At 58.6% G+C, this 14,483-nt stretch carries 11 protein-coding genes; 10 read left to right on the forward strand and 1 reads right to left on the reverse strand.

Features of this window, described 5'->3' with window-relative positions; all coding sequences use genetic code 11:
- Positions 1 to 18: 18 nt before the first annotated feature.
- Entirely contained in the window at positions 19 to 864 is an 846-nt protein-coding gene (locus tag WDB70_RS03605; protein ID WP_406666714.1) for a DUF72 domain-containing protein, read from the reverse strand.
- A 101-nt stretch (positions 865 to 965) separates the two neighbouring features.
- On the opposite strand from WDB70_RS03605, the gene aspS reads away from it, so the two are divergent.
- The 10 genes from aspS (at position 966) to tolR (ending at position 14,483) form a co-directional block, all read left to right on the forward strand.
- Positions 966 to 2,741, forward strand: coding sequence for an aspartate--tRNA ligase (gene aspS, locus WDB70_RS03610; RefSeq protein ID WP_406666716.1), 1,776 nt, complete (start codon positions 966 to 968; stop codon positions 2,739 to 2,741).
- A gap of 103 nt (positions 2,742 to 2,844) precedes the next feature.
- A complete protein-coding gene (ruvC, locus tag WDB70_RS03615) occupies positions 2,845 to 3,372 on the forward strand; it encodes a crossover junction endodeoxyribonuclease RuvC (RefSeq protein WP_406666718.1) in 528 nt (175 codons plus the stop codon).
- A gap of 9 nt (positions 3,373 to 3,381) precedes the next feature.
- Complete coding sequence (gene ruvA / locus WDB70_RS03620; RefSeq protein WP_406666720.1) at positions 3,382 to 3,993, forward strand: Holliday junction branch migration protein RuvA; 612 nt, start codon at positions 3,382 to 3,384, stop codon at positions 3,991 to 3,993.
- Positions 3,994 to 4,001: 8 nt separating this feature from the next.
- Complete coding sequence (gene ruvB / locus WDB70_RS03625; protein WP_406666722.1) at positions 4,002 to 5,006, forward strand: Holliday junction branch migration DNA helicase RuvB; 1,005 nt, start codon at positions 4,002 to 4,004, stop codon at positions 5,004 to 5,006.
- A 9-nt stretch (positions 5,007 to 5,015) separates the two neighbouring features.
- A complete protein-coding gene (locus WDB70_RS03630) occupies positions 5,016 to 6,710 on the forward strand; it encodes an autotransporter assembly complex protein TamA (protein ID WP_406666724.1) in 1,695 nt (564 codons plus the stop codon).
- A complete protein-coding gene (locus WDB70_RS03635) occupies positions 6,710 to 10,300 on the forward strand; it encodes a translocation/assembly module TamB domain-containing protein (protein WP_406666726.1) in 3,591 nt (1,196 codons plus the stop codon). Before WDB70_RS03630 ends, WDB70_RS03635 begins: the two co-directional genes overlap by 1 nt.
- Before the next feature lie 482 nt (positions 10,301 to 10,782).
- Entirely contained in the window at positions 10,783 to 12,918 is a 2,136-nt protein-coding gene (locus WDB70_RS03640) for a prolyl oligopeptidase family protein (protein ID WP_406666728.1), read from the forward strand.
- A 46-nt stretch (positions 12,919 to 12,964) separates the two neighbouring features.
- Positions 12,965 to 13,360: a tol-pal system-associated acyl-CoA thioesterase gene (ybgC, locus tag WDB70_RS03645; RefSeq protein WP_406666730.1), complete on the forward strand. Its 396-nt coding sequence runs from the start codon at positions 12,965 to 12,967 to the stop codon at positions 13,358 to 13,360.
- On the forward strand, positions 13,357 to 14,049 hold the full coding sequence (gene tolQ, locus WDB70_RS03650) for a protein TolQ (RefSeq protein ID WP_406666732.1): 693 nt from the start codon (positions 13,357 to 13,359) through the stop codon (positions 14,047 to 14,049). The genes ybgC and tolQ overlap by 4 nt, the downstream gene beginning before the upstream one ends.
- On the forward strand, positions 14,046 to 14,483 hold the full coding sequence (tolR, locus tag WDB70_RS03655; protein WP_406666734.1) for a protein TolR: 438 nt from the start codon (positions 14,046 to 14,048) through the stop codon (positions 14,481 to 14,483). The genes tolQ and tolR overlap by 4 nt, the downstream gene beginning before the upstream one ends.

The following is a 14,483-nucleotide window of genomic DNA, read 5'->3' on the forward strand; positions in this document are numbered from 1 at the left end:
ATGGGGCGCTATTTTGCCTCAGAACAGCGCCGGCTGCGAGAACGCCGGTAACGGTGGCAGGCTGATCTGGCGGGCAACCTGCTGATAAAACGCGCGGGCCAGCTGTGGCGCCTGGGCGTTGTCGGCGCTGTGCACAAAAAAGGTCACGTTTTTACCGTCGGCCAGCCACTGTGCCACCTTGCTGACCCAGGGCGCCAGAAAGTCGGCGTTGGCCTGGGGCTCTGGTAGGCCAACAAAGCGCACCACCGGGCCATTGGCGGTGGCTACGGCATGCACCGGCAGCCGCGGTTTTTTCTGCTGGGCGTCCAGCAGCGCCGGGGTGGTGGCGGGCACCGAAAACACCGGCCGGCTGTCCATTACCATGCGGTTCAGGCCGCGCTCGGCCAGTAGCCGGTGAAAAGCCCGCTCGGCCTCGCCTTTGGCAAAAAAGGCGCTGTGGCGCACTTCTACTGCCACTGGCAGGCCCTCGGGCAGGGCATCGGCAAAGCGGGCCAGCGCCGGTAATTGCTCGGGGCCAAAGCGGGCGGGCAGTTGCAGCAGGTAGTGACTGGTGTACGGGCGCAGTGGCGCCAAGCGCGTTAAAAAGGTATCAAGCGCCTCGTCTACCCCTACCAGCGCCTGCTGGTGGCTGATGCTTTGCGGAAATTTAAAGGTAAAGCGAAAGTGCTCAGGCACGGCGTCGCGCCAGCGCAACACGGTGTCGGGGCCGGGCAGGGCATAAAAAGTGGTATTCCCCTCCACAGCCGAGAATACCCGGGCATAATGGGCCAGGTGTTCGCTCTGCGGGGTGCCGGGTGGGAACAGTAAGTGTTTCCAGGCCGGGTGTGACCACATGGGGCAGCCAAGGTATAACATGGCGGCCATTATAGCGGCCCAATTGAATCTCCCAAGGGGCGCTCGCTATAATCGTCGGCCATTAGCTCAGGCGTTTTGCCCGTCCCCCAAATCAAAGGACCGTTAGTTTCATGCGCAGCATTTATTGTGGACAGATCCGCGAGGCCCATGTTGGCCACAGTGTTCAACTGGTTGGCTGGGTTCACCGCCGCCGCGATCTGGGCGGTGTCATCTTTGTTCAGCTCCGTGACCGCGAAGGTATTGTGCAGGTGGTTTTCGACCCGGATCTGGCCGATGTTTTTGACACCGCCAACAGCCTGCGCGGGGAATTCTGCGTACAGATTGAAGGGGAAGTGCGGGCCCGTCCGGAATCCCAGGTTAACCCGGACATGGCCACTGGCGCCGTGGAAGTGCTGGGTAAGCAGCTGCGCATCATCAACAAGGCCCTGCCGCTGCCCATCGCCCTGGATGACCACCAGAAAAACAGCGAAGAAGCCCGGCTGAAATACCGCTACCTGGACTTGCGCCGCCCGGAAATGACCGAGCGGCTGGTGTTCCGGGCCAAGGTCACGGCGGCGGTGCGCCGCTCGCTCGAAGCGCAGGGCTTTTTGGACATTGAAACGCCCATTCTGACCAAAGCCACGCCGGAAGGCGCCCGTGACTACCTGGTGCCGAGCCGTACCCACAAAGGCAGCTTCTTTGCCCTGCCGCAGTCACCACAGCTGTTCAAGCAGCTGCTGATGGTGGCAGGCATGGACCGCTACTACCAGATTGTGAAGTGCTTTCGTGACGAAGACCTGCGTGCTGACCGCCAACCGGAATTTACCCAGATTGACCTGGAAACCTCGTTCCTGAACGCGACTGAAGTCCGCGCCATCACCGAAGGGATGATCCGCGACCTGTTCAACGAACTGATGGGCGTTGATTTGGGCGACTTCCCGGTGATGACCTACGCCGAAGCCATGCGCCGTTTTGGCTCTGACAAGCCCGACCTGCGTAACCCGCTGGAAATTGTGGATGTGGCCGACGAACTCAAGCACGTGGAGTTCAAGGTGTTCAACGGCCCGGCCAACGATCCCAAGGGCCGGGTGGCGGTGATCAAGGTGCCAGGTGGGGCGTCGCTGTCACGCAAGCAGCTGGACGAATACCAGAACTTCGTGGCCGTTTACGGCGCCAAAGGGCTGGCCTGGCTGAAAGTGAACGAGCTGGCCAAGGGCAACGACGGCCTGCAATCACCTATTCTCAAGTTCCTCGACCAGGCTGCCATTGACGGCCTGCTGGCGAAAACCGCTGCCAGTGACGGCGATATTCTGCTGTTTGGCGCTGACAGCGACAAAGTCTGTACCGACGCGTTGGGCGCGCTGCGCCTGAAGCTGGGCGAGGATCTGGGCTTTACCCGCACCGGCGAGTGGGCGCCGCTGTGGGTGGTGGACTTCCCGATGTTCGAAGAAGACGAAGGCCGCCTCTACGCGCTGCACCACCCGTTTACTGCGCCGCTCAATGCCACTCCTGAGGAGCTGGCCGCCAACCCGCTGGGTACGCTGTCAAACGCCTATGACATGGTGCTTAACGGTGTGGAGCTGGGTGGCGGTTCGGTGCGTATTCACGACAACGCCATGCAACAGGCGGTGTTCAAACTGCTGGGCATCAGCGCCGAGGAAGCAGAAGAAAAATTCGGCTTCCTGCTCGAAGCGCTGCAATTTGGTGCGCCTATCCACGCCGGTTTGGCCTTCGGCCTTGACCGCCTGGTGATGTTGATGACCGGTGCCAGCTCCATTCGCGACGTCATGGCGTTCCCGAAAACCACCACCGCCGCCTGCCCGCTGACCGAGGCCCCTAGCCCGGCCAACCCGCAAGCACTGGACGAGCTGGCGCTGGCTGTTAACAAGCCGCAAGCCAGCGCCTGAGGCTGCTGATGGCCGCGCCAAAGGCCGCGACCGCACACCCACCTCGCCCGGCGGCGTGGGTGTGCCATGGCGCGGCGAGCCTTGCTATTAAGGGGGGGGCGCGGTGAGCCGTATTATTCTCGGTATCGACCCCGGTTCGCGGATCACCGGCTACGGGCTGGTGCGCCAGGACGGGGTACGCTTTGTTTATCTCGGTAGTGGTTGTATTCGCGTCAGCGGTGACGCCCTGCCGGAACGCCTGAAACAAATCTTTGACGGTGTCAGCGAAATCATTCGCCAGTTTCAGCCCGATGAGCTGGCCATTGAACAGGTGTTCATGGCCCGCAATGCCGACTCTGCCTTGAAACTGGGCCAGGCCCGTGGCGTTGCCATTGTCGCCGGTGTTAATGCCGCCCTGCCGATTGCTGAATACTCTGCCCGCCAGGTCAAACAGGCGGTGGTAGGCACTGGCGGCGCTGACAAAACCCAGGTGGCGCACATGGTTACGCAGGTACTGAAACTGCCGGCTACTCCCCAGGCCGACGCCGCCGATGCGCTGGCCATTGCGCTGTGTCATGGACACACCAGTACCAGCCTGACTAAGATGGCCCTAGACAAGCACAAGCTGGTGCGTGGGCGCCTGCGCAAATAACGGAACCTTATGATTGGACGACTGACCGGAACCCTGGCAGCAAAGCAGCCGCCGGAGATCCTGATTGATGTAGCCGGCGTCGGCTATGAAGTGCATTGCTCAATGCAGTCGATTTATGCCCTGGGTGAGGTTGGCAGCCAGATTGTGCTGCATACCCACTTGGTGGTGCGTGAAGATGCCCAAAACCTCTATGGTTTTGTCACCCAGGATGAGCGGGCGCTGTTTCGCCAGCTCATTAAAGCCAATGGTGTTGGCCCGAAACTGGCGCTGGCGATTTTGTCAAACATGACCGTGAGCCAGTTTGTGCAAGCGGTGGGTCAGCATGATGTGTCAACGCTGGTGCGCCTGCCGGGCGTGGGCAAGAAAACCGCCGAACGGCTGGTCATCGAAATGGCCGACAAACTCAAGGACTTTGGCCAGCTGGCTACGCCCTATACCGATCAGGCGCCGCTGGACACCACTATTACCCAACCTACGGTATCGCCCCGTGATGACGCGCTGGCGGCACTGCTGGCACTGGGATATAAACCGAATCAGGCAGAAACGGTGATCAAGAAAGTGGCCAAAGAGCAGATGAGTTCTGAAGCCATTATCCGCGATGCCCTCAAGGCCATGCTCTGAGGTAGCCCATGATAGAAGCTGATCGCCTTATCCAGCCGCAAGCCGACCGCGAAGATGACGTCATTGACCGGGCTATCCGCCCCAAGGCGCTGGCTGATTACCAGGGCCAGGATCACGTACGCAGCCAGATGGAAATTTTCATCGAGGCCGCCCGTGGCCGCAGCGAAGCGCTGGACCACCTGCTGATTTTTGGCCCGCCGGGGCTGGGTAAAACCACCCTGGCCAACATTGTTGCCAACGAAATGGGCGTGGGCATTAAAACCACCTCCGGGCCGGTACTGGAAAAGGCCGGTGATCTGGCGGCCATGCTGACCAACCTCGAACCCCATGATGTGTTATTCATCGACGAGATCCACCGGCTTAGCCCGGTGGTCGAAGAAGTACTGTACCCGGCCATGGAAGACTACCAGCTGGATATCATGATCGGTGAAGGGCCGGCGGCCCGCTCCATTAAGCTGGACCTGCCGCCGTTTACGCTCATTGGTGCCACCACCCGCGCCGGCTCGCTGACCTCGCCGCTGCGTGACCGCTTTGGCATTGTCCAGCGGCTGGAATTTTACAAGGTGGACGACCTGGCGCAGATCGTTGCCCGCAGTGGCGCTTACCTTAATTTGGAACTGGATGCCGATGGCGCCATGGAGATCGCCCGGCGCAGCCGTGGCACGCCACGGATAGCCAACCGGCTGCTGCGGCGGGTGCGCGATTTCGCGCAAGTAAAAAGCGATGGAACTGTTGGCCGTGATGTGGCGTCCAATGCCCTGGATATGCTGGATGTTGATAATCAGGGTTTTGACTACATGGATAAAAAGCTGCTGCTTGCCATTATTGATAAGTTTACCGGCGGCCCGGTGGGGCTGGATAACCTGGCGGCAGCCATCGGTGAGGAAAAAGACACCATCGAAGATGTGCTGGAGCCATTCCTGATCCAGCAGGGATTTTTGCAGCGCACCCCCCGTGGGCGCATTGTCACGGAGCGTGCTTACCGGCACTTTGGTCTGAGTCGCGACGAATAAGGCCCGGCTATGTGGCGTATTTGCCTGCTGCTGTTATGTTGGCCGCTGACCACCCAGGCAGCGGTACAGTTTGATGTTCAGGGGCTCAGTGGTGACCCTGAGCAAAACGTGACCCTGTATCTCAAGCAACTGCCCGCCATCAAGGCGGCGCAGCTGCCCCGTTATCGTGCTGATATTGACCAGGCCGTGCGCCAGGGGTTGCAGGCGCTCGGTTATTACCAGCCACAGATCAACTACCAAAAAGACGCTGACACGCTGACTATCAAGGTCAATAAAGGGCCGCAGCTGCATATTCGCCGGGTTGATATTCGCCTCACCGGTGACGCTCAGCAGGACCCGCGCTTTCAGGCGTTGCTCAAGCACCCGGGGCTGGCGCCGGGGAAGGGGTTTCGCCATGACGACTATGAGGCCAGCAAGAGCCGTTTTTTGCGGCTGGCGGCCCAGCGTGGTTACTTTGATGCTCACTTTACCGAGGCCAAGGTGGCAGTGCATGTCACGGCGCAGGCAGCGGATGTCACGCTGCATTTTGCCAGCGGCCAGCGTTACCGCTTTGGCCCGGTTACCCTGGCGGGTATGGATGTGCGTAACTCGTTGCTGGCACCACTGATTGCAGTGCAGCCCGGCGAGCCGTATCAGGCGGCCGCCATTGCCAAAACCAGTCAGGATATTGCGGCCACCGGTTATTTTCGCTCGGTGGAAGTGACCCCACAAACCGACCACCCTGATGGCCAGCAGATCCCGGTGACCATTAACCTGACCGCAAAGGCAAAAAATCAGGTGGAGCTGGGACTGGGGGTGTCTACCGACGAAGGGCCTCGGGCCTCGGTGTCCTGGCATAAGCCGATGCTCAACAGCCGCGGCCACAGCTTTAGCAGCCGTTTGAAAGTATCCAAGCCCCGCCAGGACGCCACCCTGGAATACCGTATTCCCAATGGCGATCCGTTGCGTCATTTCTATTCCCTGCAAGGGGGTTACCAGCACGTTAATCAGCTGGATACCCGTTCCAGTAAGGCCACCCTGGCGCTGCACCGCTGGGACAAACCCGACAGCAACTGGAACCGTGATCTGTTTTTGCGCCTCGACTATGACTCTTACACCCAGGCCGACCAGAGCGCGACCAGCTTTCTGGTGATCCCGGGGGTGTCGTTTCACCGCACCCGCAAGCGTGGTGGCACCGACCCATACTGGGGCGACAGCCAATGGCTGACACTGGAGGCCTCAGACAAGCTGCTGGGCTCTGATGCCCGTTTTGTTCGGCTGTGGGGCCGTAGCCTGTGGTTGCGTTCGCTAACCCCTAAAAGCCGGCTGTTGATGCGTGTGGAACAAGGCGCTTTGTGGGTTAATAGCATTACTGATTTGCCACCGTCGCTGCGCTTTTTCACCGGGGGTGATCAGACCGTGCGGGGCTTTGCCTATCAATCCGTGGCGCCACGCAATGACGCCGGCGAGCTGGTTGGGGGCCGTTACACCACCGCTGCCAGTGTCGAATACGATTATCAAATAGCCAGCCGCTGGCGGCTGGCGGCCTTTGTGGACAGTGGCACGGCTACCAACAGTTACCGCCATGCCGACTGGAAAGTGGGCACTGGCTTCGGGGTGCGCTGGTTGACTCCCATTGGCCCGGTACGGTTGGATCTGGCCTTTGGAGTCAGCGAAACGCATGTGCCCTGGCGGTTGCACTTCACCATGGGGCCGATGTTCTGATGCGCTGGTTAAAACGGGCTTCCTGGTTATTGCTGATCACCTTGTCGCTGCTGTTGGTGGCGGTTGTGGTGTTGTCGAGCACTGCGTTTGGTAACCGCTGGCTGTGGGCCGGTGCTACTAAAATCGTGCCTGGTCTTAGTGGCCAGCTACAGGTCAATAGCGCTGGGCGCAGCTGGACTATCACCTCCCTGCGTTACGGCAAGCTGCTGCAAGTGCATGCAATGACGCTGCGCTGGCAGCCGGCGGCGCTGCTGGAAAGCAAGCTGGTGATCAGCCACCTGGCCGTAGAGGGCGTTAAGCTGGCTGTGCCGGCCAGCCCGGCCAATCAACACCCGCCACAGGCTGTGGGCCAGGTGAAATTGCCGCTGGCCATTGATTTACAGGATTTGTCGGTAAATAACGCCCACCTGCAACTGCCGGGTGTCACCATCAGCTGGCAACAGCTGGCCATGGCCGGAGCCTGGGACGGCGCCGGTGTGCAGCTTGATGGCCCGGATGTGCATGGTCTGGTGGTAACGCCGAACCCGCCTGAGCATGGAAAAGCGTCTGCAAAAACACCCGCCAAGGCGATTTCCCTGCCACCAGTAACCTTACCGATGCCGGTGAAGCTGGCCGGGGTGTTACTGCGTTCGCCACAGTTGGCCGGGCAGCACTTTAATAGCATCAGCATGAACGTCAGTGGCCAGGGGCAGCAGCTGCAAATAGGCGACCTGACCGTGGTGCACCGGCAAGGAAAAGTGAAAGCCCACGGCACCCTGACGCTGGCGGGCGATTACCCACTGGCCCTGACCATCAGCGCATCAACTTCGGTGGGTCAGTTGGCTGGCCAGCAGCTCACCCTGAAACTGAGCCAGTCGCTGGCCAAGCTGGCCGTGCAAGGGCAGTTGAGCGGGCCACTGAGTGGGCAGCTCAGTGGCACGGTGCAGCCACTGCAAAGTAACCTGCCGGTCAATATCAAGGTTGTGCTGACGCAGCTGGCCCACAGTGGTATGAAACTTACCGACATCACCCTGACTGTTGCCGGCAACCTCGATGCCTGGCAGCTAAACGCCGAGGCTGGCACCAGTTTACCGGCGCAGCCGGTATCGACACTGTACCTGGCTGCCCGTGGCGATCGCTACCAGGCAGAGCTGGACAAACTCACTCTGGTGCAGCCTCAGGGGCAGGCCTCTTTGGCTGGAAAAGTGGCATGGAAGCAAGGGCTGGCGGGTAAGCTGGCACTCACCCTTAAACACTTTACTGTTGCTCAGGGCGTGTTGTCGGGCAGCGTTAAAGGTAGCGCCGAAGGGGACGCTCAGCACTGGCAATTTCGCGCCAGCCCTGATTTGCAGGGCCTGTGGGCTGGTAAAAAACTGGCGTTAACAGGCCAGGCTGCCGGCTCCGAGACCCAAACCCGGCTGGATTTACGGCTGGCGGCTGGGCCTAACCAGATAACGGCCCAGGGGCAAGTTGGCGCGCAGTGGCAGCTGCAAGGCACTTTGGATGCACCAGCCCTGGCCCAGGCGTTACCTGAAGCCAGTGGCGCAATTAGCGGTCAGTGGGCACTTACTGGCCCGCGTTTGCAGCCACAACTGACAGCCTCACTAAAAAGCGCGGACAGCCAGTATCAGGACATTGCCCTCAAAGATCTGCAGTTGTCACTGGCCGGGCAGTTGCAAGACGGCCTGCCGGCCGGTGAACTGACCCTGCAAGCCGCCAAAATAGCCAAGGGCGATCAGGCCCTGGCTGATGTAACTGTCAAAGCCAATGGTAATGCCCGCCAACACCAGTTGCAGATCAGCACGGCCGAGGCAACTGACGCCATACAACTGGCACTGCAGGGTGAGCTGCATGGCCAGCAGTGGCAGGGCAAGCTGACCAAGGCCGCATTGCGTTTTAATGATCAGGGCTGGCAATTACAGGCACCGGTATCGTTGCGTGCTGATAAGCAAAACCTGGCGCTGACCCAACAATGCTGGCAGCACCAGCAAGCCAGCATTTGCCTGGCAGCCATGCAGCTTAACCGCCAACAAGGGCAATTCAGTGCGACCCTCAGCGATTTGCCTACGGCCTTGCTGAGCCCCTGGCTGCCCGGCGACTTTAGCTGGCAGGCACTGATTAATGGCCGTGTTAATGGCTACTGGCAGCAGGGGAAACCGGTATTTACAGTGGCGCTGCATACCGCTGCCGGCACCTTTAACCACTCTATGGCATACCAGTCGTTGCGGCTTGATGGCCAATTGAATGAACGGCTGTGGCAGGGGCAGTTGGCTTTTGCCTCGGAACAGTTAGGGCAGTTGCATGGCAAGGTACAAATCCACGCGCCACAACAGCAGCGGCGTTTAAGTGGCAGGCTGGCATTGCAGGCATTAAAGCTGGACTGGCTGGCGCCGCTGGTACCCTCCTTACAGGCGCTAAGTGGCACTGTATCCGGGCAAGGAAAGCTCTCCGGCACCCTCGCCAAACCGCTGTTTGATGGCCAGTTACAGCTACAGGGCGGGCAAGTCACGGCATTGTCTGAAGCGGTTGCGGTCACTGACATGCATGCCACCTTGAACGTGCACGGCCAGCAGGCCCAGCTCCAAGGGCAGGCCCAGATGGGCGGTGGCAAGTTGACCCTGGGCGGCCAGCTGCGCTGGGCTCGCTTGCCGGTCAGTGGTCAATTAACGGTGCAGGGGCAGGGGTTAGAAGCCGGTTACCCCGGCTTCGGGCAGCTACGGCTGAGCCCGGATCTGACCCTGGCGCTGGGGGAACAGCCAAAGCTGACGGGCACCCTCAACGTACCCTGGGCGCGTATTGAGGTGGAATCCCTGCCGGACTCTGCCGTGACGCTGTCACCGGATGTTACGGTGGTGGACGGCAACCAGGCCAGCACGGCAAAAGCCGGGCCGCCTTTGGCATTGGATCTGCGCCTGGTGTTGGGCAGTGATGTGCGGCTGGACGCATTTGGCTTAAAAAGCCGCCTGACCGGGCAGCTGCACGCGCAGCAAAAGCCTGGGCACAGCCTGTTGGCTAATGGCCAGATGGAACTGGCCGATGGCACCTACAAAGCCTATGGCCAGAATCTGATGATCCGTCAGGGTAAGCTGTTGTTTACCGGCGGTCTGGATAACCCCAGCCTCAATGTTGAAGCCATTCGTAACCCCGATACCCTGAGTAACTCTGAGCTGGTGGTGGGGGTGAAAGTCACCGGCAGCGCCCAGAAGCCACAACTGAAGCTGTTTTCCGAGCCGGCCATGACCCAGGCACAGCAGCTCTCTTACCTGCTGCGTGGCAAGGCTCTGGACGACAACGGCCAGAGTGACGGTAACGCCATGATGAAATCCATGCTGGTCTCGGCAGGGGTAAGCCGGTTAGGTGGTGTTTTCACCGGCGCCGCGGAAAAACTGGGGGTGAAGGATGTCAGCATTGACACCTCCGGCAGTGGCAGCGACACCGCCGTCAGCATTTCCGGTTATGTGTTACCGGGCCTGCAACTGGAATACGGGGTAGGGGTGTTCAGTTCAGTGGCGCAGTTGAAGCTGCGTTATGCATTGCTGCCCAAGCTTTATTTGGAAGCGGTCAGTGGTGTGAACCAGGCAGTAGACCTGTTCTATCAATTTTCCTTTTAAGCAGGCAAAAAAAAGCCCGAGCAATGCTCGGGCCAAACAACCACATTGAAGGAAGGAATTGTCCAGGGAAGAACAACGTCGACATTGCCCTCGGGCAAGTGCCAATCAATCACACTACCAATACAAGGCCGGACGGCGAATGGCGCCTTAAGTCCCTGGCACCACCATCCGACGGCGCGCATTATGCGAAAGCAGAGGTCGGGCCTCAACCGAAAAAAATTACTGATTCGGATTATATTTTTTTATCTGAAATAGCTATGCATGTTGACGCGCACGTCAACATGTAACTTACTTTCATTTTTATTTCTTTAAAATCAATTAAATAAATAAAAGAACAAAAAGCGCTCTGTAAAAATTAATTCATGTCAGTATGCATACAATTGCGAATGCGCCGGCATGGCGCTCCGGTATCGAAAGCGCTGGGCATGGGTAACGCTTTTGATATAGTCGTGATGAATATGTTGATTTTATGGAAAAATCTTATGCGTACCCTGCACACTTCATGGCTTGGGCTGGCACTGCTGGCCGGTTTGGCCGGCTGCCAGCAGCAATCGGCCCCAGCTCCCAAAGCGGCCGCGCTGGTTTATCCGCAAGCGCACACTGACAACCAGGTTGACGACTACTTTGGCACCAAGGTGGCGGCCCCTTATCGCTGGATGGAACAGGACAGCCCGGCGCTGGCCCAGTGGGTCAGCGAGGAAAAGGCGCTGACCGAGCAATACCTGGAGCAGATCCCGGTTCGAAACGCCCTGGAAAAGCGCATTACTACCTTATGGAATTACGAAAAATTCAGTGCCCCGTTCAAACGTGGCGAGTCGGTATTTTATTTCCGTAACAATGGCTTGCAGTCGCAAAGCGTGCTCTATGTACAAAACGGTGAACAAGCCCCGGCGCGGGTGCTGCTGGATCCGAACAAGCTGTCGGCGGACGGCACCGTAGCGCTGTCTGGTATTGCCGTGTCACGTGACGGCAAAGTGCTGGCCTATGGCACGTCGCAGTCTGGCTCTGACTGGCAGCAGTGGCATTTTCTCGATGTCGCCACCGGCAAGAAGCTGCCTGACACCCTTGACTGGATCAAGTTTTCTTCCGCCAGCTGGGATAAAAGCGGCAAGGGCGTTTTCTATGCCCGTTATGACGAACCCAAGGGCGACCGGGCGCTGTCGGGGATCAACTACAACCAGAAGCTCTATTACCACCGCTTGGGCACGCCGCAGAGTCAGGATCAATTGATCTATCAGCGCCCTGACCACAAGGACTGGGGCTTTGGTGCCGAGGTATCCAATGATGGCCGCTACCTGCTGCTGTCGGTTTCCAAGGGCACCGATTCACGCAACCGCTTCTTTTATAAAGATCTGAAAACCGGCACCAAGATGGTGGAGCTGATCCCGGAGCTGGAAGCGTCCTACAATTTCATCGGCAATGATGGCCCGCGTTTTTATTTTGAAACCAACTATCAGGCGCCGCGCGGTAAGGTTATCAAGATTGATATTCGCCACCCGGCAAAACGCCGTTGGCAGACCCTGATCCCGCAAGGACCGGATACCCTTTCCAGCGTCTCCATTTTCAACAATCAGCTGGTGGTGCAGAGCATGAAAGATGCCCTGTCGCAGCTGACTGTCTACAAGCTTGACGGCACCTACCAGTACACCGTCAAACTGCCTGGTAAAGGCACGGTCAGTGGCCTGACCGGCAAGCGCCGTCAGCGTGATGCTTACTTCACCTTCAGTTCCTATATTCAGGCGCCAAGCGTTTACCGCCTGGATTTGGCAAACCAGCAGCTGGAAATTTACCGCCAGCCGCAATTGGCCTTTGACAGCAGTGACTTTGTCTCTGAGCAGGTGTTCTACCACTCCAAGGACGGTACCCGTATTCCGATGATGATTTCCTACAAAAAGGGGCTCAAGCGAAACGGTGCCAACCCCACATTGTTGTACGCCTATGGCGGCTTCAATATTTCCATCATGCCGCGCTTTAGCCCGGCCAACATTGCCTGGATGGAACATGGCGGTATTTATGCGGTGCCGAACCTGCGTGGTGGTGGCGAGTATGGCGAGGCCTGGCATAAAGCCGGCATGAAAGACAAAAAGCAAAATGTTTTTGATGACTACTTCGCCGCCGCCCAGTACCTGATTGACCAGGGTTACACTCGCCCGGACCGCCTGGGTGCCTATGGCCGTAGTAACGGTGGCTTGCTGATGGGCGCGGCACTGACGCAACGCCCGGACCTGTTTGGCGCAGTGCTGCCGGCGGTAGGAGTGCTGGATATGCTGCGCTTCCAGAAATTTACCATCGGCTGGGCCTGGACCAGCGAATACGGCTCCAGCGACAACAAAGCGGATTTTCCTTATTTGTATGCCTATTCGCCGCTGCATAACCTGCACAAGCGGGCCTATCCGGCCACCATGGTGATGACGGCAGACCATGATGATCGGGTGGTGCCCTACCATTCCTTTAAATTCGCCGCTACCCTGCAGGCTGACCAGACTGGCCCGGCACCGGTATTGTTGCGGGTAGAGCACAAGGCTGGCCATGGTGCCGGCAAGCCGACCGCGATGAAGATCCGTGAAGCCGCCGACATCTTTGCCTTCTTGCTAAAGAATCTTGGCCAGGCACAGTAAACCGTTCAGGGGAGCTTAAGCTCCCCTTTTTCAAGATGAGGACCCTATGCAGCACCAGTGGCCCGTTCGCATTTACTACGAGGATACCGATGCCGGTGGCATTGTTTATCACGCCAACTACTTGAAGTTTTTTGAACGGGCACGCACCGAATGGTTGCGACAACTGGGTGTAGAGCAGGACGGGCTGCTGGCGATGGATGTCGCCTTTGTGGTTCGCTCTGTTAAGATGGAAAACCATTTACCGGCCCGCTTCAACGAGCTGTTGCAGGTGGTCAGCCAGGTGGTGCAGCTTAAGCGCGCCAGCTTGGTGTTTCACCAGCAATTGTTACGTGAAGGGGGTCAGCTTTTGTGTGAAGCCGATGTACGTGTGGCCTGTGTAGACCTGAAAAAAGGCAAAGCCACAGCCATTCCGGCCAATGTTTGGGGAGTGCTTCAAGGGTGAACGACATGTCCTTTTTCAGCCTGTTCTGGCAGGCAAGCCTGCTGGTCAAGGCAGTAATGCTGATCCTGCTGGCCTTTTCGGTCTTTTCCTGGACCCTGATTTTCCAGCGCCGCAAAGTGCTGGGGCAGGCAAAAGTACAGGCCGACCACTTTGAAGACCGCTTCTGGTCTGGGGTGGACCTCGGTAAGCTCTACCACGAACTGCATGCCAAAGAAGATCAGCTCGGTGGCATGGAAAAAATGTTCACTGCCGGTTTCAAGGAATTTGCCCGGCTATCGAAAAACACCAACCGCAGCCCGCAATCGGTGATGGATGGCGCCGACCGCGCCATGCGTGTCACCCTGAACCGGGAAGTGGAGCGGCTGGAGTCGCACCTTTCATTTCTGGCGACCGTTGGCTCAATCAGCCCCTATATCGGCTTGTTCGGTACTGTCTGGGGCATCATGAATTCCTTTATTGCGCTGGGTAATGTGCAGCAGGCAACCCTGTCGATGGTGGCCCCCGGTATTGCCGAAGCCTTGATTGCTACCGCCATGGGCCTGTTCGCGGCCATTCCTGCGGTCATGGCCTACAACCGTTTCTCGCATAATGTCGAGCGGCTGGAAATGGCCTACCAAAACTTCCAGGAAGAGTTTGCCGCCATTTTGCACCGCCAGGTGTTTAGTCAGGACGGAGGCCAGGTGGCATGAGTGGCGCGCCCCGTAAACGCCGCCGCCCCATGGCTGAGATCAACGTCGTTCCCTATATCGACGTGATGCTGGTGTTGCTGATCATCTTCATGGTGACAGCGCCGCTGATCACCCAAGGGGTCAAGGTTAACCTGCCCAAGCAGTCTTCCGAGCCATTGCCACCGGACTCCAAGCCGGCGGCGGTGGTGTCTATTACCGCCAAGGGTGACTACTACCTGCAACTGGGCTCGAAAAAAGCCGAGCAGTACAAAGATGTGGCCACGCTGGCAGCGGTGGTAAAGGCGCAGCGGGAAATTGAACCGAAAACGCCGGTGGTGATCCGCGGTGACGGCGCCGTGCCCTACGCCAAAGTGGTACAACTGATGGGCACCCTGCAGGGCGCCGGTGTGGATGATGTCGGCCTGATGACCGATCCGCCCGAGGAGAAGAAGTAA

The organism is Gallaecimonas aegicerasi, assembly GCF_045291545.1.
Lineage (GTDB): Bacteria > Pseudomonadota > Gammaproteobacteria > Enterobacterales > Gallaecimonadaceae > Gallaecimonas.

Coding starts and splice junctions, on each gene's coding strand:
- WDB70_RS03640 (WP_406666728.1), top strand. CDS start 10,783: ATGCGTACCCTGCACACTTCATGGCTTGGGCTGGCACTGCTGGCCGGT.
- WDB70_RS03635 (WP_406666726.1), top strand. CDS start 6,710: ATGCGCTGGTTAAAACGGGCTTCCTGGTTATTGCTGATCACCTTGTCG.
- tolR (WP_406666734.1), top strand. CDS start 14,046: ATGAGTGGCGCGCCCCGTAAACGCCGCCGCCCCATGGCTGAGATCAAC.
- ybgC (WP_406666730.1), top strand. CDS start 12,965: ATGCAGCACCAGTGGCCCGTTCGCATTTACTACGAGGATACCGATGCC.
- aspS (WP_406666716.1), top strand. CDS start 966: ATGCGCAGCATTTATTGTGGACAGATCCGCGAGGCCCATGTTGGCCAC.
- ruvB (WP_406666722.1), top strand. CDS start 4,002: ATGATAGAAGCTGATCGCCTTATCCAGCCGCAAGCCGACCGCGAAGAT.
- WDB70_RS03605 (WP_406666714.1), bottom strand. CDS start 864: ATGGCCGCCATGTTATACCTTGGCTGCCCCATGTGGTCACACCCGGCC.
- WDB70_RS03630 (WP_406666724.1), top strand. CDS start 5,016: ATGTGGCGTATTTGCCTGCTGCTGTTATGTTGGCCGCTGACCACCCAG.
- ruvA (WP_406666720.1), top strand. CDS start 3,382: ATGATTGGACGACTGACCGGAACCCTGGCAGCAAAGCAGCCGCCGGAG.